Here is a 26,680-nt window from a genome sequence, read left to right as displayed (position 1 = left end):
TTCGCCCAGTTCATCTTTCTTGCTGTAGTTCAGGCGCTGGGTCAGATCGCCTTCGCCGCTGGCGATGTTCTTCAGCATCTCAGCAACGCTGTTGATCGGACGGGTGACGCCGGAGGCGGTGAGCCAGATCAGCAGGAGGCCGACCAGACCGGCCACGCCCGCCACTAGCAGGGCAGTGATGACGCCGGTTTGTTGCGCGTCATCCAGCACCGCTTGCAGTTTCACCGAGTCGGCCAGCAGCACGTGCTCGGGCAGGTCGATGACCACGCCCCAGGCGCGCGAATTGCCGATCGGGTCGACCGGGTAAACCGCGCGAATCAGGTCGCCCTGTTCGAGGATTTTCGCCGTACCGCTGCCGACCAGTTGCAATACATCCTTGCCGTCAGCGCCGAGGGTGTCGCCGATTTTTTTGCCGACCCGCGTCGCGTCAGCACTGTCGGCCGCCAGCACACCGCTGCCGGAGACGATCAGCATGTGCCCGGCGTTGTTGAACAGGCTGCGCTGCGAGTCGACGGCGGCGGCTTGCAGGGCGTCGAGCGCGATGTCGACACCGACCACACCGATCGCTTTGCCATCCACCAGCAGCGGTACGGAAATGGTCGTCATGAGCATTTCCTTGCCACCGACCGTGTCGGCATACGGGTCAAGCAGGCAGGTGCGTTTGTTATCGCGAGGGCAGGTGTACCAACTGTTGTACGGCGTGCCGCTGACGCTGAGGGTGGTCTTGGTCAGGTCGTCCTCGACCATGATCGTATTCAGCGCGGCGCCGGCGGCACGGCTCCAGTACGAGGCGAAGCGCCCGGCTTCGTTGGACTGCCGCGCGGCATCGTTGGCGAATTCGCTGTCCTTGCCGTCGAGGCCGTTGGGTTCGAAGGCCAGCCAGATGCCGAGGACTTTATCGTTGCGCTCGAAGGCGGTTTTCAGGCTCTGGTTCAACTCTTCACGAACAGCGCCGGCTTCGAGCGAACGCTTGGCCGCCATCGTCCGCAGATCCTTGATCTGGTCGGCGAGGGCGGTAACCACCAGCAGGCTTTCACCAAAGGTTTTCTGCACCCGCACCGCTTGTTCGGCGGCCTTGGCCTGCAGCAGGTTCTGCACGCTGGCGGTGAGCAACTGGTTGCTGGATTGACTGACCAGCGCGTCGTTCTGGTTGGTCTGGTAGATGTTCATGCTGACAATCAGCACCACCACTCCGAGCAGGCACAGGCCGGAGAGCAGGACGATTTTCAGGCGAATGGAAAGAGAGTCGAACATGGGGCGATCTCGCGAATGGAATAAACAGGTGGCTGGGCCGGGAGCCCGGTTTGCCAAATCCATTCAGCGCCATTCAATCCTCATCGGCGTCGAGCGAGACGGCATGAGGCGCTTGCCGACGGACGGTCGCTGCTAAACGTTTGCGCAGGGGAAAGTGCTGAAAAGGCTTTAATTACAGGGATGTTTCACTACCGCGACGGGCGTCTCCGGGCGCGACCAGATCCACAGGTTGCCCAGGCCCATGCCGGCAATCGCCAGATAGATCGGCCAGCCGTGGTCGAGCATCACCAGCATCAACGTCGCACACAGCAGCATGCTGACGGTGGCACTGAGCTTGGCCTTGCGCGCGATGATCCTGCCGTTGCGCCAGTTACTGAGGATCGGCCCGAACAGGCGATGATTTTCCAGCCACGCACTCAAGCGCGGCGAACTGCGGGTCGCGGCCCACGCGGCGAGGAGGATGAACTCGGTGGTCGGCAGACCGGGCACGACGATGGCGATCAGGCCAATGCCGAGGCTGACATAGGCCAGCAGGCCGAACAGCAGACGGGCGAGTTTTGATGGGGCGGGTGCGGGCATGGGCTCAGCGGCGGCTTCTGAAGCGGAACGGGGATCTTACAGATTTGTGGTGAGCTCTGTGGGAGCGAGCCTGCTCGCGAAAGCGGTTGATCAGGCACATTGATGTTGAATGTGCTGCCGTCTTCGCGAGCAGGCTCGCTCCCACAAGTGATAAGAGTTGCTTCAGGCCACTTCGGCTTCTATGGCATAAGCCCGTTCCAGCAGCACGGTAAAGCGGTTGAACGCATCCAGTGCACCTTGCTCAACTTCCGCCTCTTCCTCTGCCGTGAACGGCAACGCATCGAGGGTGCGCACAAAGCTTTTCCAGCCCTCGGCGCGGCCACCTTGCGGTTCAGCCAGATGCCGGGCACCGAAGCTTTCGCTCAACTCCAGCGCCACCGCGCGCTTGATCAGGAACGCCGCGCCGAGCTTGGAACCCTCGGAAACAAAGATCCAGCCCAGCGCCCGCGCCTTGCTCGGGTTTTTAAGCGCGCCGGCCACCGGCGCCGGGACTTCGGTGTCGAGGTCGGCGAGGTCAGCCTTGGCCGCTTGGGCGCGGCAACGGGCCGGCAGATCCGGGACGATCGCGGTCAGTTCGGCATCGTTGTACAGCTCGACCAGTTCCGCCTGGAACAGGTATTGCGCTACGACGAAACGGGCGAAGCTGGCGCGGGTTTCGAAGGGTGCGTGGGCTTTGACCAGCGCATCGAGTTTGCTGTGCGGCTCGTGGGTGATCTGGTTCAGGCGTTGCGAACGCAGGGTTTTTTCCGAGGCAGTCATGGGGTGTCCTTGATAAATGAGGCGCTTGATAACAAGACGTACGGGCGGGCGCCGGACAGTAAAAAAACCTCACTGCGCGGCGAGAACTCGCGCAGTGAGGCCGGGCGGATCAGATGTCCCAGATCAGGTTGATCGCGAAGTTACGTCCCGGTTGGGTCAGCCGATCGAGGTTGGCCGGTTGCGTCACCGAGGCTTCGCCGACGCTGTCGTAACCGCGCACGTCATCCCACAGCCAGTACTTCTTGTCGGTCAGGTTGTAGACGCCGCCGCTGACGGTGACGTCGTCGGTCACCTTGTAATAGCCGGCCAGATCGAGAATGCCGAAGCCCGGGGTCTTGAACTGACTGCTGACGCCGTCCGGCGACTTGAAGTTGCTGTCGTCGACGCGGTCCTTTTTCTTCACCACGGTCCAGCTCAGCAAACCGCCATAGTTGTCCTGGTCGTAACCGAGACCGAACACGCCGGTGAGCGGATTGACGCTGTTGATCGGCTCGCCGCTGTCGTTGTTGCGACCGTAGGCGTAGGCGATCGAGCCTTGGGTATACAGGCCTTGCGGCGCGCCCAGCGCATCCAGGTTCAAGTGACCTTTGACTTCCGCGCCCTTGATGGTGGCGCGCTTGATGTTGTTGCTCTGGAAGGTCAACTGATCGTCGCCCGGCTTGACCGCGTCCTCGTTGATGAAGTCGCGGTACTTGTTATAGAACACTGCGACGTCGAACGAACCCTGCTCGAAATTCCCGCGCAGGCCGGTTTCGAAGCCTTTGCTCTTTTCCGGCTCAAGGTCGGAGTTGGGCGCTACGGTGTAGCCGGTCGTGTTGTTCTCGAAACGCCCGTACAGCGATTTTGCCGTGGGCGTGCGGAAGCCTTCGGCGTACTGGCCGTACCAGGTGTAGTTGTCCGTCAGTGCATAGGTCAGGCCGAATTTCGGCGAGACTTTGTGCCAGGTCTTGTTCTTGTCGCTGACCGTGCCCTGGCCGTCGGCATTCACGGTGTTGAGGAATTCCTCGGTGATGTGCGGCTTGAGCTGGGTGTAGTCGTAGCGCAGGCCCGGCAGGAAGGTCCAGTCGTTCCAGCTGATCTGATCCTGAGCAAACAGGCTGTAGGTGTTGATGGTCGGATCGGGGAAATCAGAGGCCTTGGCCAGTACGTCCGCCGGACTCGTCGCGCCAATCGCCGTGCAGCCGCGACCGACGGCTACACAGGTGCCGTCGCCGCTGCGTGAGCCGGTGACTTTCTGCTGTTTGATCGTGGTGCCGTAAGTCAGCAGGTGATCGGTGTCACCGATGGCGAAAGCCTTGTCCAGTTGCGCGTCGAACACCCACTGTTTTTCTTCGTAGAGCGTGTCGCGGGTACGCTGCACTTTACGGGTGATCGGGTAGTACAACTCTTCGGTGCTCTGGTCGGTCTTGGCGATCTGGTGATTGAGGCTCCACTTGGCGTTATCGGCCAGCAGGCTGTCGAGGGCGAACGCGTGTTCGATGCCGAAACGCTCGCGGGTGATGGTGTCGTTACCGGTGCGCCACTGGTACATGCCGCCGGGCAGGACGCTGCTCGGAATGGTCGGCGCGCCATTGAAGTACGGGCCGCCGTAGGCACTTTTCTGATCGGTGTCGCGATCGTCCTTGTACTTTTCGTAGGTCAGGCCCAGGCGCGAATCGTCGTTGTAGTTCCAGCCGAGCTTGGCCAGGACGTTGGTTGCGCGCACGTCTTCCGGGTTGGCGGCGGTGCGCGCAAGGCCGGTGCCATTGTTGCCGCCGAACGATTCGCTTTCGTGACCGTCGCGCTGGCTGTAATGCAGCAAGCCGTCGAACTCACCGCTGCGGCCAGCGACGGTGGCGGATTTCAGCCAGCTGTCGTCGGCGGAGCTGTAACCGCTTTTCAGACGCGCGCCGACGTCCTTGCCCGGTTTGATGATGTCGTCGGCGTCCAGCGTGTAGTAGCTGACCGCGCCGCCGATAGCGTTGCTGCCGTACAGCACCGAGGCCGGGCCACGCAGAATTTCCACGCGTTTGACGATTTCCGGGTCGACGTAGTTGCGCTGGCTTTTGGCGTAGGGGCCGTTGAAGAAGCCGTTGGGGATTTCCACGCCATCGACTTGAGTCAGGATGCGGTCGCCGTCGATACCGCGAATGTTGTAGCCACTGATGCCGCCGCGCTGACCGGCACCGCCAACGGAAACGCCCGGTTCGTAGCGCACCAGATCCTTGATGGTGTTGACGTTGTTGCGGTCAAGCGCTTGGCGCTCCTGCACGCTGACGGTCGAGGGCACGCTGTTGACCGACTGTTCCTGGCGAGTGGCGCTGATGGTCACCTGATCGAGATTGAGCGTGCCGCTGCTGTTGCGTTTTTCCAGCACGACATTGTTGTTGCTCAGCTTGCGAAAGCTCAGGTTGGTCCCCACCAACAGGCGCTCGAGGGCTTTCTCCGGCGGCAGCGAACCGCGCACGCCCGGCGACGAAACGTTCTGCCCCAACTCTGCCGGCAAGCCGACCTGCCAACCGGTCACGGCGGTGAAGGCATTCAGTGCCGAAACCAGTGGTTGCTGGCCGATGGCGAACGCGTAATGGCCCATGTTGCGCGTCGGTTGCTCGGTGGCCGCCAGCAGCGGTGCGGTGCCAGCCATCAGGATGGCCGCAGTCAGCAGCGACAGTACGCGGGAAGGGGAAGCAGTCTGGCGGGTAAGGCGTGAGGACATCGATAGCGCTCCGTGTCGCACGAATCTTTATAGGTGCTGATCGGCATGGTTAGATGCGAATCAATTGCATTGGCTATAACGAGACGTACTGTCGCTGGCTATCGAGTAAAAATAATTCTCATTCAGTTAAGGATCACCAGCGCCGGGAATTCCTGCAGGCGCGCCGAGGTGATGTGGGCGAGGGAGCGGACCACGTCGAGCGGCTGGTCGAGACGGTAATTGCCGGTGACGGCGACGTCGGCCAGTTGCTCGTTGTTGTTGATGATCCAGCCCGGGTAGTAGCGGCGCAGCTCGGCCAGCACCTGATTCAGCGGGCAGTTCTCGAACACCAGGCGGCCTTCAACCCAGGCCAGATCGGCATTGGCGTCGAGCTTGGCCGGGCGATCAAAACCGTTGGGGCCGATGCGAATGCTCTCCCCGGCGCGCAGGCGCACCCTGGCATCGTTGTGGGTGGCGCGCAGATCGACATCGCCACGCTGCACATTCACTTGCGCGACCCCGTCGAGGTAGCGCACGGCGAATGCGGTGTCGTGGACGCTGGCCGTTACCGGACCTGCGTCGATCTCCAGCGGCTGATTGCGCCCGCTGGCGATCTCGAAAAACGCCTCGCCCTGAAACAGCCGGGCCACGCGCTGTTGATCGTTGATGGTGCTGGAAAACGCCGAGTTGGTATTGAGCAGGACCTTCGAGCCGTCCTCCAGTTGCAGTCGCTGACGCTCGCCGACCACGGTCAGGTGATCCGCTTGAATGCGCATCGGCAAATTACTGAAACTGAACAGCCCAAGGATCAGCACCGCAGCGGTGGCCAGCGGTTTCCAGTGTGGGCGCAAGCGTTTGAGGAAGGTGATTTTTACCGGTTTTGTCGCCAGAGCCTCGGCGCACAGTGCGACTTGCGGGCCGTCCCAGATGGCCTGGGCCTTGGCGAACGCCTCGGCATTCAACGGATCAGCCGCCAGCCAGGCATGAAATTGCCGGGTCTGTTCCTCATCCGGGCTGCCGAGCACGATGAGCCAGTCCAGCGCCTGGTCCATTGCAGCTGCAGCGTCCCGCGCCGAATCGGGCGAAGGCGAGCGGTGGGTGTCCGTCACGGTGGTTCCTCAGGGCTTCTGGCGAAGCAGTTTCTAGCTTCAAGCTGCAAGCTGCAAGCCGGATGCGTTACCGCTTTTTGTTTTTACTTGTAGCTTGCAGCTCAAAGCTTGCCGCTGCCGTTATGTCGTTCGGCAACACCGATGCAGATCGACATGATCAGTTTCAGTTCTTTCTGCACGGTGCTCAGCGAAACATTAAGTTCATCAGCGATTTCCTGATAGCTGTGCCCGTGCAGGCGGCTGAGGATGAAGATCTGTTGCTGGCGCGGGCTGAGTTGGCTGAGGCTCACGTTCAAACGCTCCAGCAGTTGTTCGGCGTGGGCGGCGTCTTCGGCGCTGCTGGCCGGCGCGGCGATGCTCTGCACGACATCTTGCGGCACGTCGTCGACCATGGTCCGCGCATGAATCTTGCGCGCACGCAAATGATCCAGCGCCAGATTGCGCGCGGTCTGGAAGACAAAGGGTTCAAGGTGATCGATGGCCCGTTCGCTCAACGCTCGGGTGACGCGCAGGTAGGTCTCCTGCAACAGGTCTTCAGCGGTGCTGTGATTGTTGACCATCCGTTCCAGCGTGCGCAGCAGGGAAGTGCGCTGGGCGAGGAAGACGTGGTTGAAGCGCGATTGACTCACGGGAGGACCTGATCCATTTCGAGCGAATGATAATGCTTATCATCCAGCTAAATGGTCAAGTGCTGATTTCGAATTGAAATCGGATCTCCTGTGGGAGCGAGCCTGCTCGCGAAGGCGTCGTGTCAGTCAATTCCATATCGACTGACAGACAGCTTTCGCGAGCAGGCTCGCTCCCACAGGGATTGGGGACCGGCCGGGTTTATTCGGCGTTACACAACGCCAGGCAGTTATCCAGCATGCGGTTGGAGAAGCCCCATTCGTTGTCGTACCAGGCCAGCACTTTCAGCAACTTGCCGCTGACTTTGGTGTGGTTGGCGTCGAAGATCGACGACAGCGGGTTGTGGTTGAAGTCGCTGGAAACCAGCGGCAAGGTGTTGTAACCGAGAATTTTCGAATGCTGGCTCGCCGCTTTCAGCAGGGCGTTGACTTCGTCGGCACTGGCTTCTTTCTTCAGTTGCACGGTGAGGTCGACCAGCGACACGTTGATCACCGGTACGCGCACAGCCATGCCGGTCAGTTTGCCCGCCAGTTCCGGCAGCACCAGGCCTACCGCTTCGGCTGCGCCGGTCTTGCTCGGGATCATGTTCTGCGTGGCGGAACGGGCGCGGTACGGGTCGCTGTGATAGACGTCGGTGAGGTTCTGGTCGTTGGTGTAGGCGTGGATGGTGGTCATCAGGCCGCTTTCGATCCCCAACTCGCGATGCAGCACCTGCGCCACTGGCGCGAGGCAGTTGGTGGTGCACGAAGCGTTGGAAATGATCTGGTGCGACTGACGCAGAATGTCGTGGTTGACGCCATAAACGACGGTGGCGTCCGCGCCTTTGGCCGGGGCAGAAATGATCACCTTGCGGGCGCCGGCGCTGATATGCGCGGCGGCTTTGGCACGGTCGGTGAACAGCCCGGTGCATTCGAACACTACGTCGATTTTTTCTGCGGCCCACGGCAGGTCGGCCGGGTTGCGAATGGCGCTGACCGCGATGCGGTCGCCATTGACCGTCAGGCTTTCGTTATCGTGCGCCACTTCGGCGTCGAAAGTGCCGTGGACGGTGTCGTATTTGAGCAGATGGGCATTGATCGAACTGTCACCCAGATCGTTGATCGCGACGATCTGCAGGTCTTGACGATAGCCTTGGGTATACAGTGCGCGCAGGACATTACGGCCGATGCGGCCAAAACCATTGATTGCGATTCGAAGAGTCATGGAACAGCGCCGCCGTCGTTTTGTTGTTGGAATTACAAGATTATTCGCATAAAAATAGAAAACAAGCCTTTTTAGTGGCAATATTTTGTTTTATCTACAACGAGTGACCTGAATCAACTGGTCCGAATGGTCAAAAAAGCCGTCTGTCATTCCAACAACAACGGCGTTTGATCAGCATAGACAATCAGGTCGCCACATCCGTTAGCCTGGAGTTCTACACATGCATCCCCGCGTTCTTGAGGTCACCGAACGGCTTATCGCCCGCAGCCGCGCCACGCGTCAGGCTTACCTTGCATTGATTCGCGGCGCCGCCACCGACGGCCCGATGCGCGGCAAGCTGCAATGCGCCAACTTCGCCCACGGCGTGGCCGGTTGCGGCACTGAAGACAAGCACAGCCTGCGGATGATGAACTCGGCGAACATCGCCATTGTGTCTTCGTATAACGACATGCTCTCGGCGCACCAGCCGTACGAAGTTTTCCCCCAACAGATCAAGAACGCCCTGCGCGAAATCGGCTCGGTCGGTCAGTTCGCCGGCGGCACTCCGGCAATGTGCGACGGTGTGACCCAAGGCGAGCCGGGCATGGAACTGAGCCTGCCGAGCCGCGAAGTGATCGCGATGTCCACCGCCGTGGCGCTGTCGCACAACATGTTTGACGGCGCGCTGATGCTCGGCATCTGCGACAAGATCGTTCCGGGCCTGATGATGGGTTCGCTGCGTTTCGGTCATCTGCCGACCATTTTCGTACCGGGCGGGCCGATGGTGTCGGGGATTTCCAACAAGGAAAAAGCCGACGTCCGCCAGAAGTACGCCGAAGGCAAGGCGACCCGCGAAGAGCTGCTGGAATCGGAGATGAAGTCCTACCACAGCCCGGGCACCTGCACCTTCTACGGCACCGCCAACACCAACCAGTTGCTGATGGAAGTCATGGGCCTGCATTTGCCGGGCGCCTCTTTCGTCAACCCGAACATGCCGCTGCGCGACGCGCTCACCCGCGAAGCCGCGCATCAGGTCACGCGCCTGACCAAGCAGAACGGCAACTTCATGCCGATCGGCGAAATCGTCGACGAAAAGGCGCTGGTCAACTCCATCGTTGCCCTGCACGCCACCGGCGGCTCGACCAACCACACTCTGCACATGCCGGCCATCGCCATGGCCGCTGGCATTCAACTGACCTGGCAGGACATGGCCGACCTTTCCGAAGTCGTCCCGACCCTGAGCCACGTCTACCCGAACGGCAAAGCCGACATCAACCACTTCCAGGCAGCGGGCGGCATGTCGTTCCTGATCCGCGAACTGCTCGGCGCAGGCCTGCTGCATGAAGACGTCAACACCGTGCTCGGCCATGGCCTGAGCCAGTACACCAAGGAGCCGTTCCTCGATAACGGTGAGCTGGTCTGGCGCGAAGGCCCGACTGACAGTCTCGACGAAAACATTCTGCGTCCGGTGTCCCGTGCGTTCTCGCAGGAGGGCGGCTTGCGGGTGATGGAAGGCAACCTCGGTCGCGGCGTGATGAAGGTTTCTGCGGTTGCGCTGGAAAATCAGATCGTCGAAGCACCGGCGATGGTCTTCCAGGATCAACAAGACCTGGCGGACGCATTCAAGGCCGGTCTGCTGGAGAAGGATTTTGTCGCCGTGATGCGCTTTCAAGGGCCGCGCTCCAACGGCATGCCCGAGCTGCACAAGATGACGCCATTCCTCGGCGTACTGCAGGATCGCGGCTTCAAAGTGGCATTGGTGACTGACGGGCGCATGTCCGGCGCGTCGGGGAAAATCCCCGCAGCGATTCACGTCAGCCCGGAAGCTTATGTCGGTGGCGCTTTGGCGCGCGTGCAAGAGGGCGATATCATCCGCGTCGATGGCGTCAAAGGCACCTTGGAACTGAAGGTCGACGCCGCCGAATTTGCAGCGCGCGAACCTGCCAAGGGCCTGTTGGGCAACAACATTGGCAGCGGCCGCGAGCTGTTTGGCTTCATGCGCATGGCCTTCAGCTCGGCGGAGCAGGGCGCCAGCGCCTTCACTTCTGCCCTGGAGACGCTTAATTGAAACTGGCTTTGGTCGGCGACATCGGAGGCACCAACGCGCGGTTCGCGTTGTGGCAAAACCAGCAACTGCAATCGGTTCAGGTGCTGGCCACGGCCGACTTCGCCAGCCCGGAAGAGGCAATCGCTCTGTACCTGAGCGGGCTCGGCCTGGCGCCGGGTTCGATCGGTTCAGTGTGCCTGTCGGTGGCAGGTCCGGTGAGTGGCGATGAATTCAAGTTCACCAACAACCACTGGCGGCTCAGCCGCAGCGCGTTTTGCAAGACCTTGCAGGTCGAGCAGTTGTTGCTGACCAACGACTTCTCGGCGATGGCGCTGGGCATGACCCGCTTGCAGCCGGGCGAATTCCGCGTGGTCTGCGAAGGCACGCCGGAGCCGTTGCGCCCGGCGGTGGTGATCGGCCCCGGCACTGGCCTGGGTGTCGGCACCTTGCTCGATCTCGGCGAAGGGCGCTTCGCGGCGTTGCCGGGCGAGGGCGGCCATGTCGACCTGCCGCTGAGCAGTCCACGCGAAACGCAACTGTGGCAACACATCTACAACGAAATCGGCCATGTCAGCGCGGAAACCGCGTTGAGCGGCGGCGGCCTGCCTCGACTGTACCGGGCGATCTGCGCGGTGGATGGTCATGAGCCTACGCTTGAAACGCCGGAAGCGATCACCGCCGCTGGCCTTGCCGGTGACCCGATCGCTTTGGAAGTGCTCGAGCAATTCTGCTGCTGGCTCGGCCGCGTTGCCGGCAACAACGTGCTCACCACCGGCGCGCGCGGCGGGGTGTTTATCGTTGGCGGGGTGATTCCACGCTTCGCCGATTTCTTCCTCGCCAGCGGCTTCGCCCGCTGCTTCGCCGACAAAGGCTGCATGAGCGATTACTTCAAAGGCATCCCGGTGTGGCTGGTGACGGCGCCGTACTCCGGCCTCGTTGGTGCCGGTGTGGCGCTGGATCAATCAATCCCGACCTGAAATGCAATCCAATTGTGGGAGCGAGCCTGCTCGCGAAAGCGGTGTGTCAGTCAACAGATCTGTTGAATGTTAAAACCGATTCGCGAGCAGGCTCGCTCCCACAAGGGTTTCTGTAGTGTCTGTTAGTTTGATGCTTAAGGCATAATCCGCCCCAACTCCAACAACAAGGATGCCTTCGAAGTGAGCTCAGTCAACAAGTCGATATTGTTGGTCGATGACGACCAGGAAATACGCGAGTTGCTGGAAACCTACCTGACCCGCGCCGGGTTCCAGGTGCGGGCCACCGCCGATGGTGCCGGTTTTCGTCAGGCGCTCAACGAGGCGCCGAGCGATTTGGTGATCCTCGATGTCATGCTGCCCGACGAAGACGGCTTCAGCCTGTGCCGTTGGGTACGCCAGCACCCGCGTCAGGCACAGGTGCCAATCATCATGCTGACTGCCAGTTCCGACGAAGCCGACCGCGTGATTGGTCTCGAACTTGGCGCTGATGACTACCTCGGCAAACCGTTCAGCCCGCGCGAACTGCAAGCGCGGATCAAGGCCCTGCTGCGCCGCGCACAGTTCGCCCACGAACGTAGCGGCAGCGAAGTGCTGGTCTTCGACGAATGGCGCCTGGACACGGTCAGCCATCGGCTGTTCCACACTGACGGCGAGGAAGTGATCCTTTCCGGCGCCGATTTCGCTCTGCTGAAACTGTTCCTCGATCATCCGCAGCAAATCCTCGACCGCGACACCATCGGCAACGCCACCCGTGGCCGCGATCTGATGCCGCTCGATCGCATTGTCGACATGGCCGTCAGCCGTTTGCGCCAACGCTTGCGCGACACCGAAAAACCGCCACGGTTGATCCGCACCGTGCGCGGCAGCGGCTATCAGTTGGCAGCCAATGTGGTTGCCGGCAATGCTCACTGAGTCGCTGCGCAAATTCGCCAGTCGCATACCGGTGCCGCGCTCACTGCTCGGGCGGATGCTGCTGCTGACTCTGCTGGCGGTGCTGTTCGCGCAGACGCTGTCGAGCGTGATCTGGGTATCGCAGTTGCGCGCCACTCAACTCGAAGGCCTCGTCACCAGTGCCCGCAGCCTGGCGCATTCGATGACTGCCAGCGTCAGCTATTTCCGTTCCTTGCCAGTGGCCTATCGACCGCTGGTGCTCGATCAGTTGCGCAGCATGGGTGGCACCCGGTTTGTCGTGACGCTGAACGACAAGCCGCTGGGCATGGACGTGCTGCCGGTGACGCCGCGCAAGGCTGCGGTGATGCAAGCGGTGGACGAAGTGCTGCGCCAGTCTCTGGGCCATGACACGGATATTTCGGTGACCTTCGTCAGTCCCGAAGACCTGCGCATTTTCAACGCCGGGCTGAAACTTGATGAATTGCCGCGCTCCTGGGCGCACTACGCGTTGACGCTTGAACCGGTGAATCCGCCGGTGCTGGTCACGCAGATTCAAATGGCCCCGGGCGAATGGCTGTACATCGCCTCGTTGCTGCCCGAGCCGTATACCAGTCTCGAAGAACAAGGCCTGCCGGCGCAGCAGGTGTGGTTTATCGTCCTCACCAGCGGCTTTCTGTTGTTGTTCATCGGCCTGCTGGTGCACTGGCAGAGCCGGCCGCTCAAGCGTCTGGCGCGGGCGGCGCGGGATCTGTCGCTGGGCGCGGACGTCGAGCCAGTGGCGGAGGGCGGTGGCAGTGAAGTGGTCGAAGTTGGCCGCGCGTTCAACACCATGCGCGAACGCATCAGCCGTTACCTGACCGAACGCAGCCAGTTGTTCAGCGCGATTTCCCACGACCTGCGCACGCCGATCACCCGCCTGCGCTTGCGCGTCGAACTGCTCGAGGACGAACAGCTGCAAGCCAAGTTCGGCCGCGATCTGGATGAGCTGGAGTTGCTGGTCAAAGGCGCGCTGCAATGTGTCAAGGACACCGACATCCACGAGAACATCGAGCCGGTGGATCTCAATCATGTCCTCGATTGTCTGGTCGAGCCATATCTGGCGCCGAACGGCAATGGCCGCGTCACTCAGCATGGCCGCGCGCTGTCGGCGTATCCGGGCAAACCACTGGCGCTCAAGCGCTGCATCGGCAACCTGATCGACAACGCCTTGAAGTACGGGCAGAACGCGCATCTGCACATCGATGACGATGACAGCGCGTTCGTTTTGCACGTCGACGATGAAGGGCCGGGTGTGCCGCAGCAGCGGCTGGAGCAAGTGTTCGAGCCGCACTTCCGCCTGGCGGGGCAGCAGCAGGGTTATGGCTTGGGCCTTGGCATTGCGCGCAACATTGCCCATAGCCATGGCGGCGAGGTGACGTTGCAGAATCTGCGTGAGGGCGGGTTGCGGGTGACGTTGCAGTTGCCTCGGTCTGTGGATTAGCCCCGAAAAGCCCCTCACCCTAGCCCTCTCCCAGAGGGAGAGGGGACCGATTGGGGGATGCTTGAGAGATACGCCGACCTGAACGTGCAATATCGAATCCCAAATCGGTTCGGGGCATTACCCAATCCATAATCGACTCAGTGGTTCCAGGTCGACGGAGGACGCAAGACACCTCGGTCGGCCCCCTCTCCCCCCGGGAGAGGGTTGGGGTGAGGGTGCTTTTGCTCTTCTCTTTTGTCACGAGCCAGTGACAAACCCCGTCCCCTTCGTTACAAGCCCGCCCCGGCCCGTTGTTTAGACTGCCCGCAGTCCTAACAACAAAAAAGGGTCACGCCATGGACACCTTTCACCCAGACTTCAGCAGTTGGCTGAACGCCCCTGCCCACCAGCAATGGCTAGCCGCCGAAGGCCTGCGTCTGCTGGATTTTGCCAAGGCATCACGACTGCCCGAAGGCTTCGGCAACCTCGACGAACGCGGCCATTTGCCTGCGCACGCACAAGCCGAAACCATGAACACCGCGCGCATGACCCACAGCTTCGCCATGGCGCACATTCAGGGCCTGCCGGGGTTTGCCGAACTGGTCGACCACGGTATCGCCGCGTTGCGCGGGCCGCTGCGTGATGCGCTGCATGGCGGCTGGTTTGCGGTTGCCCAGCATCGTGACGACAACACCGGCAAGAACGCCTATCTGCACGCCTTTGTCGCACTCGCCGCCAGCTCTGCCGTGGTCGCGCAACGGCCCGGCGCCCAGGCTTTGCTCGATGACGCAATCGACATCATCGACACTTATTTCTGGAGCGAAGAAGAGGGCGCCATGCGCGAATTCTTCAACCGCGACTGGAGCGAAGAAGAAGCCTATCGCGGCGCCAACAGCAACATGCACGCGACCGAAGCATTCCTCGCGCTGGCCGATGTCACTGAAGATCCGCGCTGGCTGGTGCGCGCCCAGCGCATCGTCGAGCGGGTGATCCATGGCCACGCTGCGGCCAACGGTTACATGGTCATCGAACACTTCGATCGCGACTGGCAACCGCTGCGCGAATACAACCACGACAACCCCGCCGACGGTTTCCGTCCTTACGGCACCACGCCGGGCCACGGTTTCGAATGGGCGCGCTTGCTCCTGCATCTTGAAGCCGCGCGAGTGCAGGCCGGCATGCTCACGCCGGGCTGGCTGGCCCTCGATGCGCAAAAACTCTTCGAAAACAATTGCCGCCACGGCTGGAATGTCGATGGCGCGCCGGGCATCGTCTACACCCTCGACTGGGATAACCAGGCCGTGGTTCGCCATCGCCTGCACTGGACGCACGCCGAAGCCAGCGCCGCCGCCAGCGCCTTGCTCAAACGCACCGGCGATGCGCAATACGAAACCTGGTACCGACTGTTCTGGGAATTCTGTGAGACGAATTTCATCGATCGTTGCAACGGCAGTTGGCACCACGAACTCAATCCGCAGAATGTGCCGAGTGCCGATATCTGGCCGGGCAAGCCCGATCTGTATCACGCCTGGCAGGCTGTGCTGATTCCACGATTGCCGCTGGCGCCAAGCATGGCCACGGCTTTGGCGCAGTCGTCCCGGCCTGTTGCTGTGTAACCATGTCGTGACATTTACGCGTCCCTTCGTTACCTGCGAAGCGAAACGCTCTGTTTAAACTCCGTGCAGCGCAAGCACCAGACTTGCAATGCATAACAACAAGAAAGGTACATCTCGAATGAATGCGATTTCTCGCCTCGCTACTGTCATTTCTGTCGCCTCCCTGTTCCCGCTCGCAATCCTGCCGCTCAGTGTCTCCGCCGCCGATTCCAAAGGTTCGGTCGAAGTCGTGCACTGGTGGACTTCCGGTGGCGAAAAAGCCGCTGTCGATGTGCTCAAGGCCCAAGTCGAAAAAGACGGTTTCACCTGGAAGGACGGCGCTGTTGCCGGTGGTGGCGGTGCGACTGCCATGACCGTGCTGAAAAGCCGTGCCGTTGCCGGCAACCCGCCAGGCGTAGCGCAGATCAAAGGCCCGGACATCCAGGAATGGGCGTCGACCGGCCTGCTCGACACCGACGTTTTGAAAGACGTCGCCAAGTCGGAAAAGTGGGACAGCCTGCTCGACAAGAAAGTCTCCGATACCGTGAAGTACGACGGTGATTACGTGGCCGTGCCGGTGAACATTCACCGCGTGAACTGGCTGTGGATCAACCCGGAAGTCTTCAAGAAAGCCGGCATCACCAAGAATCCAACCACCCTCGAAGAGTTCTACGCGGCCGGCGACAAGCTGAAAGCGGCGGGTTTCATTCCGCTCGCCCACGGCGGTCAGCCTTGGCAGGACAGCACCGTGTTCGAAGCCGTGGTGCTCTCGGTCATGGGCGTGGATGGCTACAAGAAAGCCCTGGTTGATCTCGACAACAAAGCGCTGACCGGCCCGGAAATGGTCAAGGCGCTCACTGAGCTCAAGAAAGTCGCGACCTACATGGACGCGGACGGCAAAGGCCAGGACTGGAACCTCGAAGCGGCCAAGGTCATCAACGGCAAGGCCGGCATGCAGATCATGGGTGACTGGGCCAAGTCCGAATGGACCGCCGCCAAGAAAGTCGCCGGCAAGGACTACGAGTGCGTAGCGTTCCCGGGCACCGACAAGGCGTTCACCTACAACATCGACTCGCTGGCCGTGTTCAAGCAGAAGGACGCAGGCACTGCGGCCGGTCAGCAGGACATCGCCAAAGTCGTGCTGGGTGAGAACTTCCAGAAAGTCTTCAGCATCAACAAAGGCTCGATTCCGGTGCGCAACGACATGTTGAACAACATGGACAAGCTCGGCTTCGATTCCTGCGCGCAGACCGCTGCCAAGGACTTCCTCGCGGACGCCAAGTCCGGCGGCCTGCAACCAAGCATGGCGCACAACATGGCGACCACGCTGGCGGTGCAGGGCGCGTTCTTTGACGTAGTCACCAACTACATCAACGACCCGAAAGCCGACCCGGCCGATGCGGCGAAGAAACTCGGCGCGGCGGTTCAGTCGGCCAAGTAATGCTTGGCCCCTGTAGGAGTGAGCCTTTGTGGTGAGGGGATTCATCCCCGATGGGTTGCGAAGCGACCCCGGAAAGTTGCAGCGGTGCAGTGTCTGAAATACCGCATGTAATGATTTCGCGACTGCTGCGCAGTCGATCGGGGATAAATCCCCTCGCCACAGGGCTCACTCCTGCAAGGGAATGCTTTCGTAAACCCTTATTGTGGATTTCCCCATGAGTTCTGTTGCTGTGTTCAGCAAGGCCTCGCCGTTCGATGCATTGCAGCGCTGGCTACCGAAACTGGTGCTGGCGCCGAGCATGTTCATCGTGCTGGTGGGCTTCTATGGCTACATCCTGTGGACGTTCATTCTGTCGTTCACCACCTCGACCTTCCTGCCCAACTACAAGTGGGCCGGTCTGGCGCAATACGCGCGGTTGTTCGACAACGATCGCTGGTGGGTGGCGAGCAAGAACCTCGCCGTGTTCGGCGGCATGTTCATCGGCATTACCCTGGTGATCGGCGTATTGCTGGCGGTGTTCCTCGACCAGCGCATCCGTCGCGAAGGCTTTATCCGCACCATTTACCTGTACCCGATGGCGCTCTCGATGATCGTCACCGGTACCGCATGGAAATGGCTGCTCAACCCGGGCATGGGCCTGGACAAATTGTTGCGTGACTGGGGCTGGGAAGGCTTCCGTCTGGACTGGCTGATCGACCCCGATCGCGTGGTCTACTGCCTGGTGATCGCCGCTGTGTGGCAAGCCTCGGGCTTCATCATGGCGATGTTCCTCGCCGGCCTGCGTGGCGTTGATCAATCGATTATCCGTGCCGCGCAGATCGACGGCGCGAGCATGCCGCGCATCTACTGGAAAGTCGTGCTGCCAAGCCTGCGTCCGGTGTTCTTCAGTGCGGTGATGATCCTCGCGCACATCGCGATCAAGAGCTTCGACCTGGTTGCGGCAATGACCGCCGGCGGTCCTGGTTATTCCTCCGACCTGCCAGCGATGTTCATGTATTCCTTCACCTTCAGTCGCGGCCAGATGGGCATGGGCTCGGCCAGTGCGATTCTGATGCTCGGTGCGATCCTCGCGATCATCGTGCCTTACCTGTATTCCGAGCTGAGGACCAAGCGTCATGACTAGTCTTGCTGCCAAACCCGCCATCAGCTTGAGCCGCATCGCGATCTACGCGGTGCTGATCCTTGCGGTGTTTCTGTATCTGGTGCCGCTGGTGGTGATGTTGCTGACCAGCTTCAAGACCCCGGAAGACATCAGCACCGGCAACCTGCTGAGCTGGCCGACCGTGGTCAGCGGCATCGGCTGGGTCAAGGCCTGGGCCACGGTTGACGGCTACTTCTGGAACTCGATCAAGATCACCGTACCGGCCGTCATCATCTCCACCGCCATCGGTGCGTTGAACGGTTACGTGCTGTCGATGTGGCGCTTCCGTGGTTCGCAGTTGTTCTTCGGTCTGCTGCTGTTCGGCTGCTTCCTGCCGTTCCAGACTGTGCTGCTGCCGGCCTCGTTCACCCTCGGCAAGATGGGCCTGGCGAGCACCACCACCGGTCTGGTGTTCGTGCACGTGGTCTACGGTCTGGCGTTCACCACACTGTTCTTCCGCAACTACTACGTGAGCATTCCCGATGCGCTGGTCAAGGCTGCGCGTCTGGATGGCGCGGGTTTCTTCACGATTTTCCGCCGCATCATTCTGCCGATGTCGACGCCGATCATCATGGTCTGCCTGATCTGGCAGTTCACCCAGATCTGGAACGACTTCCTGTTCGGTGTGGTGTTCTCCAGCGGTGATTCGCAACCGATCACCGTGGCGCTCAATAACCTGGTCAACACCAGCACCGGCGCCAAGGAATACAACGTGGATATGGCAGCGGCGATGATCGCCGGCCTGCCGACCCTGCTGGTCTATGTGGTCGCAGGCAAGTATTTCGTGCGCGGGCTGACGGCCGGCGCGGTCAAGGGGTAATCATGGCTACGCTTGAACTTCGCAACGTAAACAAGACCTACGGGGCCGGCCTGCCGGACACCCTGAAGAACATCGAACTGTCGATCAAGGACGGTGAATTCCTGATCCTCGTCGGCCCGTCGGGCTGCGGCAAATCGACCTTGATGAACTGCATCGCCGGTCTGGAAACCATCACCGGCGGCGCGATCATGATCGGTGATCAGGACGTCAGCGGCATGAGCCCCAAGGATCGCGACATCGCCATGGTGTTTCAGTCCTACGCGCTGTACCCGACCATGAGCGTGCGCGAGAACATCGAGTTCGGCCTGAAGATCCGCAAGATGCCGCAGGCAGCGATCGACGAAGAAGTCGCCCGTGTCGCCAAGCTGTTGCAGATCGAACACCTGCTCAATCGCAAGCCGGGCCAGCTCTCCGGTGGTCAGCAACAGCGCGTGGCGATGGGCCGTGCCCTGGCGCGGCGGCCGAAGATCTACCTGTTCGACGAACCGCTGTCGAACCTCGACGCCAAGCTGCGCGTCGAGATGCGTACCGAAATGAAACTGATGCACCAGCGTCTGAAAACCACCACGGTCTACGTGACCCACGACCAGATCGAAGCGATGACCCTGGGCGACAAGGTGGCGGTGATGAAGGACGGCATCATTCAGCAGTTCGGCACGCCGAAAGACATCTACAACGACCCGGCCAACCTGTTCGTCGCAAGCTTCATCGGTTCGCCGCCGATGAACTTCATCCCCCTGCGTTTGCAGCGCAAGGACGGTCGCCTGCTGGCGCTGCTCGACAGCGGTCAGGCCCGTTGCGAATTGCCGATGAGCATGCAGGACGCCGGCCTCGAAGACCGCGAAGTGATCCTCGGCCTGCGCCCGGAGCAGATTGTTCTGGCGAATGGCGAGGGCAATGGTCTGCCGAGCATCCGTGCCGAAGTGCAGGTCACTGAACCGACCGGTCCGGACACGTTGGTGTTCGTCAATCTGAATGACACCAAGGTCTGCTGCCGACTGGCGCCGGACGTGGCACCGCAGGTGGGCGAAAGCCTGACGCTGCAGTTCGATCCATCGAAAGTGTTGTTGTTCGACGCCAATACCGGCGAGCGTCTGGGCGTTGCGGGCCAGGTGCAGACAGAGACCCGGTCGGCGAATGTGGCGCAGTTCAAAGGCCGCTGAAGTACAAAATGTGGGAGCGAGCCTGCTCGCGAAAGCGGTCTGACATCCAGCATTGATGTCGCCTGATACACCGCATTCGCGAGCAGGCTCGCTCCCACAGGGGGCAAGCAGTGCCCGGCCTGTCGAGCACTGCACTTTATGTAAACCGCGTTAGATAAAAACAGTTAATAACAATAAAGACGAGGATGTAGGGATGAAAAAGAAACACGTCAATGCCCGGTTGATCTGCCAGGTTTCAGCGGCAGCTGCACTGGTGCTGGCCGGTAATGCAATGGCGGCGGATGCGTTCAGCTCCGACTCCAAGTGGATGACCGGCGACTGGGGCGGCGAGCGCACCAAGCTGATCGAGCAGGGTATCGACATCAAGGCCGACTACGTTGGCGAGATGGGCGCCAACCTGAACGGCGGTTACAACGACGACAAGACTGCGCGTTATGCCGACCAGTTCGGTCTGGGCGTGGCCCTCGACCTGCAGAAGCTGTGGGGCTGGGACAACACCCAGGCGAAGATCCAGCTGACCAATCGTAACGGCTACAACATCTCCAACGACCGCGTTGGCGATCCGCGTGCCGGCACCCTCAGCTCCTCGCAGGAAGTCTACGGCCGTGGCCACATGGTGCGTCTGACCCAACTGTGGATTCAGCACCAGTTCTTCGACAACAAACTCGACGTCAAGGCCGGTTACTTCGGCGAAGGCGAAGACTTCAACACCTTCCCGTGCGACTTCCAGAACCTGGCGTTCTGCGGTTCGCAAGTGGGTAACTGGGCGACCAACATCTGGTACAACTGGCCCGTCAGCCAGGCCGCGATCCGTGTGAAGTACAACATCAACGACGAGCTCTACGCGCAGATCGGTGCGTACAACCAGAACCCGTCGCAACTGGAACACGGCAACGGCTTCAAGCTCAGCGGCAGCGGCACCAAAGGTACCGTGCTGCCGGTTGAGTTGGTCTGGTCGCCGAAGGTCAACAGCCTGCCGGGCGAATACCGCGTCGGTTACTACAAGAGCACGGCCGATGCCGACGACGTTCGCGAAGACGTCAACGGTCTCGATGCGGCAACCACCGGTGATGACTACAAGTCGCACAACAGCAAAAGCGGTTACTGGTTCGTTGCGCAACAGCAACTCACCAGCCACAACGGTGATGCGACTCGTGGTCTGAACATCGCCGCCAACGCGACCTTCCACGACAAGGACACCAACTTCATCGACAACTACCAGTCGGTGATGTTTGTCTACAAAGGCCCGTTCGACGCGCGTCCGAAGGATGACATCGGTATCGGCGCGGCGCGTATCCACGTCAACAAGGATGTCAAGCGCAACGCTGAACTGCTGAACGCTGCCAACGGTGTGTCCGACTACGACAACGCCGCGTTCTCGCCGATTCGTGAGACCGAGTACAACTACGAGCTCAACTACGGCATCCACGTCACTAACTGGCTGACCGTGCGTCCCAACCTGCAATACATCACCCATCCGGGCGGTGTGGATGAAGTCGATAACGCTTTGGTCGCTGGCCTGAAAATTCAGTCAACGTTCTAACGCGTCTGCGATAAGCTCCTCTCTATGTGCGCATTTTGCGGACAGCCCAGGCTGTCCGCTTTTTTTTGTGACACAGGTCAGATGTGTTGCTTGATGATTTTTTGTGGCTGGAGAGCTTTTTGTGGCGAGGGGATTTAGCGAAACGTCGCACCGCCCCGCTGGGCTGCGAAGCGGCCCCAAAACCATCCACTGAGGTGTATCAGCGAGAGGCCGTTTTCCAGGTTTGCGACTGCTTCGCAGTCGAACGGGGATAAATCCCCTCGCCACAGTATTCAAGGGTCACAAAGGTAATTGTACCCCCATGATTTTCAGGACCGTAGCCAATGCATGAGCATCCGCTGCAACGCTTCTTCAAATCCCTGCGCGAGCGACCGGTGTTCGCCTGGGAGCGCTATCAGATGCGCGACGTGTTGGTGATCGATCATCCGCTGTGTCAGGCGGTGTTCAGTCGGCAGGGTGCGCAGTTGCTGCACTTTCAGCCGCGTGGGCAGAAGCCGTGGTTGTGGTGCGCGGCGAAGTGGCCGCATGTCGGCGCGATTCGCGGTGGCGTGCCGGTGTGCTGGCCGTGGTATGGCCGTCATCCGAGCGAAAACGCCTGGCCGTCCCATGGTTGGGCGCGACTGCTCGACTGGAAACTGCTCGACAGCAGCAGCGCCGAAGACGGCGTGCGCCTGCACTGGCAATTGCAGTTGTGCGATTGGCAGGTCGACCTGCACGCGCACCTGGGCGAACGCATGGAATTACGGCTGAGCACCGAGCATCAGGACGACATGCCGTGCCAGTTGAGCCAGGCTTTGCACGCTTACTGGCGTATAGGCGATGTTGGTGAGATAGCGCTGTCTGGGCTCGAAGGCGCTCAGGGTTATGACCAGTTGAATCGTCGGGTTTGCCAGCAGGAAGGCGAGTTGCGGGTCGATGGCGGCTGTCAGCGGGTGTTCCAGCATGACGGCGAATTGCAGCTCAAGGATCACGCCTGGCAGCGCGAGTTGTGCATCGATACCGGTGACAGCGGCGACACCGTCGTCTGGCATCCCGGCGCGCGGCCGTTGCTGGGGGTGAGTTGGGACGAGATTTCCGAATTCGTCTGCGTGGAAGCAGCGGCGGGCGGCACGGACAGTCTGCACCTGGCGCCGGGGGAGAAGGCGCATTTGAGTTTGCAGGCGTGGGCGGCGGCTTAGTGCGTCAAGTACACCGATACCCTCACCCTAGCCCTCTCCCAGAGGGAGAGGGGACCGAATGGGGGATGCTCAAGAATTACGCCGACGTGAAAGTGCAGTTCTGAATCCATAATCGACTGGATATTTCAGGTCAATGTACTGCGCAAGACACCTCGGTCGGCTCCCTCTCCCCTCCGGGAGAGGGCTGGGGTGAGGGGGCTTTTGATCTTTAGTTGAATTCATCCCCAACCGGATACCGGCTGGCATTCAAACTCTCTTTGATCTTGCGCAGATGCGGCTGGAAATCCACGCCACGGCGCAAGGTCATTCCCGTTGCCAGCACATCCAGCACGGTCAACTGAATGATCCGCGAGGTCATCGGCATATAAATGTCGGTGTCTTCCGGCAGTGGAATGTTCAGGCTCAGGGTACTGGCTTTGGCCAGTGGTGAATTCTCCGCTGTCAGGCCCAAAACCGAAGCACCGTTCTCCCGGGCGATTCGCGCCACTTCCACCAGTTCGCGGGTACGCCCGGTGTAGGAAATGATCACGAACAGCTCGCCGGTGTGCGCCACCGAGGCAATCATCCGCTGCATCAGCACATCGGCGTGGGCAGTGACAGCGAGGTTGAAGCGGAAGAACTTGTGCTGCGCATCCAGCGCCACCGGGGCCGAAGCGCCGAGGCCGAAGAAGTGGATCTGCCGGGCCTGGATCAACAGGTCGACGGCGCGGCTGATCAGGTTCGGGTCGAGCGCCTGGCAAGCACTGTCCAGGGAAGCGATGGCGCTGCCGAAGATCTTCTGCGTGTACGCCTCGGGATTGTCATCGGCCTCGACCGCGCGGCTGACATACGCCGCGCCACTGGCCAGGCTCTGGGCCAATTGCAGCTTGAGTTCGGGGTAGCCGCTGACACCGAACGAGCGGCAGAAACGGTTGACCGTCGGTTCGCTCACCGAGGCGGCTTGGGCGAGGGCGGCGATGCTGAAGCGGGTGGCCTGCTGCGGGTTGAGCAGAATCACCTCGGCGACCTTACGTTCGGCCTTGTTCAGCTCTTCAAGGCGACTCTGGATCTGTTCCAGTAAATTTCGCACGCGGTCCATATGGAATTCCTGATTCACCGACGCAGAGTTGCGTCGGGCTATGCAAATTGGGCCTTTGATATGGCCCGTGACGGTGGCCTATCCTACTGATGCGTCCGGGCGACCACCACTCGGATTGAGTATTCTGCGAAAATGTTGTGGTTATTACTACATTTTCCCTTGAGTGATGCCTTGAAAAAAGGTATTTGTAGCTTAACTTGATAAAAGAACAAACATCATGCCTTCCATTACGGTTGAACCGTGCACCTTTGCCTTGTTCGGCGCGCTTGGCGATCTGGCCCTGCGCAAGCTGTTTCCTGCCCTGTATCACCTTGACGGTGCCGACCTGCTGCACGAGGACACGCGCATCATCGCGCTGGCCCGTGAGCCCGGCAGCGAGCAGCAGCACATGGCGTTCATCGCCGCCGAATTGCGCCGTTATGTCGGCAAAGAGCTGAACGAAACCGTGGCCGAGCGCTTCCTCGCGCGCCTGACCTATCTGCATGTCGACTTCCTCAAGGCTGAGGATTACGTGGCGCTGGCGGAACTGGCCGGCAGCAGCCAGCGCATGATTGCCTACTTCGCCACCCCGGCGGCGGTGTACGGCGCGATCTGCGAGAACCTCGAGAAAGTCGGTCTGGCCGAAAATACTCGCGTGGTGCTGGAAAAACCGATCGGCTCTGACCTGGAGTCGTCGCGCAAGGTCAACGACGCAGTAGCGCAGTTCTTCCCGGAAGACCGCACCTACCGCATCGACCACTATCTGGGCAAAGAGACCGTTCAGAACCTGATCGCCCTGCGTTTCGCCAACAGCCTGTTCGAAACCCAGTGGAACCAGAATTACATCTCCCACGTGGAAATCACCGTGGCCGAGAAGGTCGGCATCGAAGGCCGCTGGGGCTATTTCGACAAGGCCGGCCAGCTGCGCGACATGATCCAGAATCACCTGTTGCAGCTGCTCTGCCTGATTGCCATGGACCCGCCGGCCGACCTGTCCGCCGACAGCATCCGTGACGAAAAGGTAAAAGTGCTCAAGGCGCTGGCGCCGATCAGTCCGGAAGGCCTGACCACACAAGTGGTGCGCGGCCAGTACATCGCCGGCCACAGCGAAGGCAAATCCGTTCCGGGTTACCTCGAAGAACCGAATTCCAATACCCAGAGCGACACCGAAACCTTCGTCGCCCTGCGTGCCGACATCCGCAACTGGCGCTGGGCCGGCGTGCCGTTCTACCTGCGTACCGGCAAGCGCATGCCGCAAAAGCTGTCGCAGATCGTCATCCACTTCAAGGAACCCTCGCACTACATCTTCGCCCCGGAGCAGCGTCTGCAGATCAGCAACAAACTGATCATCCGCCTGCAACCGGACGAAGGCATTTCCTTGCGCGTGATGACCAAAGAGCAGGGCCTGGACAAGGGCATGCAACTGCGCAGCGGCCCGCTGCAACTGAATTTCTCCGACACCTGGCGTAGCGCGCGGATCCCCGATGCCTACGAGCGGTTGTTGCTGGAAGTGATGAACGGCAATCAGAACCTGTTTGTCCGTAAAGATGAAATCGAAGCCGCGTGGAAGTGGTGTGACCAGCTGATCGCCGGGTGGAAGAAATCCGGTGACGCGCCCAAGCCGTATGCGGCCGGGTCGTGGGGGCCGATGAGCTCCATTGCTTTGATCACGCGGGACGGGAGGTCGTGGTATGGCGATATCTGATGTGCAACTGCCGACGGGCGTGACTGCCCGCGAATTCAACAGCCCGGTGCTGCTCGCCGAAGGCCTGGCGCTGAACGTTGCCAAGCAATTGAGCGAGGCCATTGCCGCGCGCGGCAACGCGGTACTGGTGGTGTCCGGCGGGCGCAGCCCGGTAGCGTTTTTCCAGCACCTGGCCAAGCAGGAGCTGGACTGGTCGAAGGTCGTTGTGACCCTCGCTGACGAGCGTTGGGTGCCGGTCGAACACGCCGACAGCAATGCCGGTCTGCTCAAGCAGTATCTGCTCAAAGGCCCGGCAGCCAAGGCACAGTTCCTCAGCCTCTACAGCGCGGCGGCCAACGTCGAGCAGGCTGCTGAACAGGCTGATCGCTTGCTCGCGGAATTGCCGCCGATCGACGTGCTGGTATTGGGCATGGGCGATGACGGTCACACCGCATCGCTGTTCCCCGACAGCCCGAACCTCGCCGAAGCCCTGCAAGCCGATGGCACGCGCCGTTGCTGGCCGATGCTGGCGCCAAGCGTGCCGCGTCAGCGCCTGACCATGAGCCGCGCGCTGCTGGCCTCGGCCCGGCACAAGATTCTGTCGATTTCCGGTCAATCGAAACTGACCACCCTGAATGCCGCGCTGGCATCCGATGACGTTGCGGCCATGCCGGTGCGCGCGTTTCTGCAACCTACGTTAGAGATTTACTGGTGCCCATGAGCCAAGGAACAGCCGCTATGACAACCCCATCCCCGACCGTTTCCATGGCGGACAAAGTTGCCCTGATCGACAGTCTCTGCGCCAAGGCGCGGATCCTGCCGGTGATCACCATCGCTCGCGAACAGGACGTGCTGCCGCTGGCCGACGCCCTCGCCGCCGGTGGCCTGACTGCGCTGGAAGTGACCCTGCGTTCGCAGTTCGGCCTCAAGGCCATTCAGATCCTGCGCGAACAGCGCCCGGAACTGATGACCGGTGCCGGCACCGTGCTCGACCGCAACATGCTCGCAGCGGCGGAAGCGGCAGGCTCGCAGTTCATCGTCACCCCGGGCATCACCCGCGACCTGCTCGAAGCCAGCGTCGACAGCCGGATTCCGCTGTTGCCGGGCATCAGCAACGCCTCGGGGATCATGGAAGGCTACGGTCTGGGCTATCGCCGCTTCAAGCTGTTCCCGGCGGAAGTCAGCGGTGGCGTGGCGGCAATCAAGGCCCTCGGCGGCCCGTTCGGCGAAGTGAAATTCTGCCCGACTGGCGGCGTCGGCCCGGCCAATATCAAGAGCTACATGGCGCTGAAAAACGTCATGTGCGTGGGCGGTAGCTGGATGCTTGATCCGGAGTGGATCAAGAACGGCGACTGGTCCCGCATTCAGGAATGCACTGCCGAAGCCTTGGCGCTGCTGGACTGATCGTTACCCGACACTTCGTTGTGTGCTTTACGGCTTTATGGTGCGCTTGGTCGGCGCACCTTTTTTTTGCGCTGAAAAAAATTGCCGGTACATGCG

Annotated in this window: 21 protein-coding genes and 1 pseudogene; 14 read left to right on the top strand and 8 right to left on the bottom strand. The window is 60.9% G+C overall.

What is annotated here, in order from left to right; translation table 11 throughout:
• Nucleotides 1-21 precede the first annotated feature (21 nt).
• The 7 genes and pseudogenes from AB4N41_RS02340 to gap all read right to left on the bottom strand — a co-directional run.
• Nucleotides 22-981: pseudogene (locus AB4N41_RS02340) on the bottom strand (methyl-accepting chemotaxis protein); the annotation flags it as partial.
• A gap of 441 nt (nucleotides 982-1,422) precedes the next feature.
• The gene (locus AB4N41_RS02335; protein WP_071173352.1) at nucleotides 1,423-1,833 is read right to left on the bottom strand and encodes a YbaN family protein; all 411 of its coding nucleotides are present in this window, start codon (nucleotides 1,831-1,833) and stop codon (nucleotides 1,423-1,425) included.
• 162 nt (nucleotides 1,834-1,995) lie between these two features.
• On the bottom strand, nucleotides 1,996-2,592 hold the full coding sequence (locus AB4N41_RS02330) for a biliverdin-producing heme oxygenase (RefSeq protein WP_252876783.1): 597 nt from the start codon (nucleotides 2,590-2,592) through the stop codon (nucleotides 1,996-1,998).
• A 109-nt stretch (nucleotides 2,593-2,701) separates the two neighbouring features.
• A complete protein-coding gene (locus tag AB4N41_RS02325; RefSeq protein ID WP_252876782.1) occupies nucleotides 2,702-5,287 on the bottom strand; it encodes a TonB-dependent receptor in 2,586 nt (861 codons plus the stop codon).
• Between the two features lie 122 nt (nucleotides 5,288-5,409).
• Nucleotides 5,410-6,375, bottom strand: coding sequence for a FecR family protein (locus tag AB4N41_RS02320; RefSeq protein WP_150637495.1), 966 nt, complete (start codon nucleotides 6,373-6,375; stop codon nucleotides 5,410-5,412).
• A 101-nt stretch (nucleotides 6,376-6,476) separates the two neighbouring features.
• A complete protein-coding gene (locus AB4N41_RS02315) occupies nucleotides 6,477-7,004 on the bottom strand; it encodes an RNA polymerase sigma factor (RefSeq protein ID WP_095181483.1) in 528 nt (175 codons plus the stop codon).
• Between the two features lie 199 nt (nucleotides 7,005-7,203).
• Nucleotides 7,204-8,205, bottom strand: coding sequence for a type I glyceraldehyde-3-phosphate dehydrogenase (gap, locus tag AB4N41_RS02310; protein WP_016773526.1), 1,002 nt, complete (start codon nucleotides 8,203-8,205; stop codon nucleotides 7,204-7,206).
• 220 nt (nucleotides 8,206-8,425) lie between these two features.
• On the opposite strand from gap, the gene edd reads away from it, so the two are divergent.
• From edd to AB4N41_RS02255, 11 genes are all read left to right on the top strand, one after another.
• On the top strand, nucleotides 8,426-10,252 hold the full coding sequence (gene edd / locus AB4N41_RS02305; RefSeq protein ID WP_252876781.1) for a phosphogluconate dehydratase: 1,827 nt from the start codon (nucleotides 8,426-8,428) through the stop codon (nucleotides 10,250-10,252).
• On the top strand, nucleotides 10,249-11,208 hold the full coding sequence (locus AB4N41_RS02300) for a glucokinase (RefSeq protein ID WP_056787957.1): 960 nt from the start codon (nucleotides 10,249-10,251) through the stop codon (nucleotides 11,206-11,208). Before edd ends, AB4N41_RS02300 begins: the two co-directional genes overlap by 4 nt.
• Before the next feature lie 180 nt (nucleotides 11,209-11,388).
• On the top strand, nucleotides 11,389-12,120 hold the full coding sequence (locus tag AB4N41_RS02295) for a response regulator (protein ID WP_236168331.1): 732 nt from the start codon (nucleotides 11,389-11,391) through the stop codon (nucleotides 12,118-12,120).
• Nucleotides 12,110-13,579: an ATP-binding protein gene (locus AB4N41_RS02290; RefSeq protein WP_056787959.1), complete on the top strand. Its 1,470-nt coding sequence runs from the start codon at nucleotides 12,110-12,112 to the stop codon at nucleotides 13,577-13,579. Before AB4N41_RS02295 ends, AB4N41_RS02290 begins: the two co-directional genes overlap by 11 nt.
• 335 nt (nucleotides 13,580-13,914) lie before the next feature.
• Nucleotides 13,915-15,174 carry a D-mannose isomerase gene (locus tag AB4N41_RS02285; protein ID WP_252876780.1) on the top strand — a complete coding sequence of 420 codons (1,260 nt, stop codon included), beginning with the start codon at nucleotides 13,915-13,917 and terminating at the stop codon, nucleotides 15,172-15,174.
• 118 nt (nucleotides 15,175-15,292) lie between these two features.
• Complete coding sequence (locus AB4N41_RS02280) at nucleotides 15,293-16,594, top strand: ABC transporter substrate-binding protein (protein WP_024014061.1); 1,302 nt, start codon at nucleotides 15,293-15,295, stop codon at nucleotides 16,592-16,594.
• Between the two features lie 214 nt (nucleotides 16,595-16,808).
• Nucleotides 16,809-17,717, top strand: coding sequence for a carbohydrate ABC transporter permease (locus tag AB4N41_RS02275; protein WP_016773533.1), 909 nt, complete (start codon nucleotides 16,809-16,811; stop codon nucleotides 17,715-17,717).
• Nucleotides 17,710-18,555, top strand: coding sequence for a carbohydrate ABC transporter permease (locus AB4N41_RS02270; protein WP_039758116.1), 846 nt, complete (start codon nucleotides 17,710-17,712; stop codon nucleotides 18,553-18,555). Before AB4N41_RS02275 ends, AB4N41_RS02270 begins: the two co-directional genes overlap by 8 nt.
• 2 nt (nucleotides 18,556-18,557) lie before the next feature.
• Nucleotides 18,558-19,718 carry an ABC transporter ATP-binding protein gene (locus tag AB4N41_RS02265; RefSeq protein WP_041479770.1) on the top strand — a complete coding sequence of 387 codons (1,161 nt, stop codon included), beginning with the start codon at nucleotides 18,558-18,560 and terminating at the stop codon, nucleotides 19,716-19,718.
• A gap of 193 nt (nucleotides 19,719-19,911) precedes the next feature.
• Nucleotides 19,912-21,261: a carbohydrate porin gene (locus AB4N41_RS02260; protein WP_016773536.1), complete on the top strand. Its 1,350-nt coding sequence runs from the start codon at nucleotides 19,912-19,914 to the stop codon at nucleotides 21,259-21,261.
• Between the two features lie 323 nt (nucleotides 21,262-21,584).
• Complete coding sequence (locus AB4N41_RS02255) at nucleotides 21,585-22,439, top strand: D-hexose-6-phosphate mutarotase (RefSeq protein ID WP_252876779.1); 855 nt, start codon at nucleotides 21,585-21,587, stop codon at nucleotides 22,437-22,439.
• Between the two features lie 208 nt (nucleotides 22,440-22,647).
• Here AB4N41_RS02255 and AB4N41_RS02250 read toward each other — a convergent pair whose 3' ends face one another.
• Nucleotides 22,648-23,508, bottom strand: a complete 861-nt coding sequence (locus AB4N41_RS02250; protein ID WP_169842436.1) for a MurR/RpiR family transcriptional regulator — start codon at nucleotides 23,506-23,508, stop codon at nucleotides 22,648-22,650.
• A 226-nt stretch (nucleotides 23,509-23,734) separates the two neighbouring features.
• Between AB4N41_RS02250 and zwf the strand changes: the two genes are divergently transcribed.
• Genes zwf through AB4N41_RS02235 form a run of 3 tightly spaced genes read left to right on the top strand, consistent with a single transcriptional unit; the run spans nucleotide 23,735 to nucleotide 26,584 of the window.
• Nucleotides 23,735-25,201, top strand: coding sequence for a glucose-6-phosphate dehydrogenase (gene zwf / locus AB4N41_RS02245; protein ID WP_016773537.1), 1,467 nt, complete (start codon nucleotides 23,735-23,737; stop codon nucleotides 25,199-25,201).
• The gene (gene pgl, locus AB4N41_RS02240) at nucleotides 25,188-25,901 is read left to right on the top strand and encodes a 6-phosphogluconolactonase (RefSeq protein ID WP_252876778.1); all 714 of its coding nucleotides are present in this window, start codon (nucleotides 25,188-25,190) and stop codon (nucleotides 25,899-25,901) included. The genes zwf and pgl overlap by 14 nt, the downstream gene beginning before the upstream one ends.
• Nucleotides 25,902-25,918: 17 nt before the next feature.
• Nucleotides 25,919-26,584, top strand: coding sequence for a bifunctional 4-hydroxy-2-oxoglutarate aldolase/2-dehydro-3-deoxy-phosphogluconate aldolase (locus tag AB4N41_RS02235; RefSeq protein ID WP_252876777.1), 666 nt, complete (start codon nucleotides 25,919-25,921; stop codon nucleotides 26,582-26,584).
• Nucleotides 26,585-26,680 lie beyond the last annotated feature (96 nt).

The sequence above is a fragment of the Pseudomonas sp. S2_A10 genome, from assembly GCF_054668465.1.
This window is presented reverse-complemented; position numbering and strand designations above follow the sequence as displayed.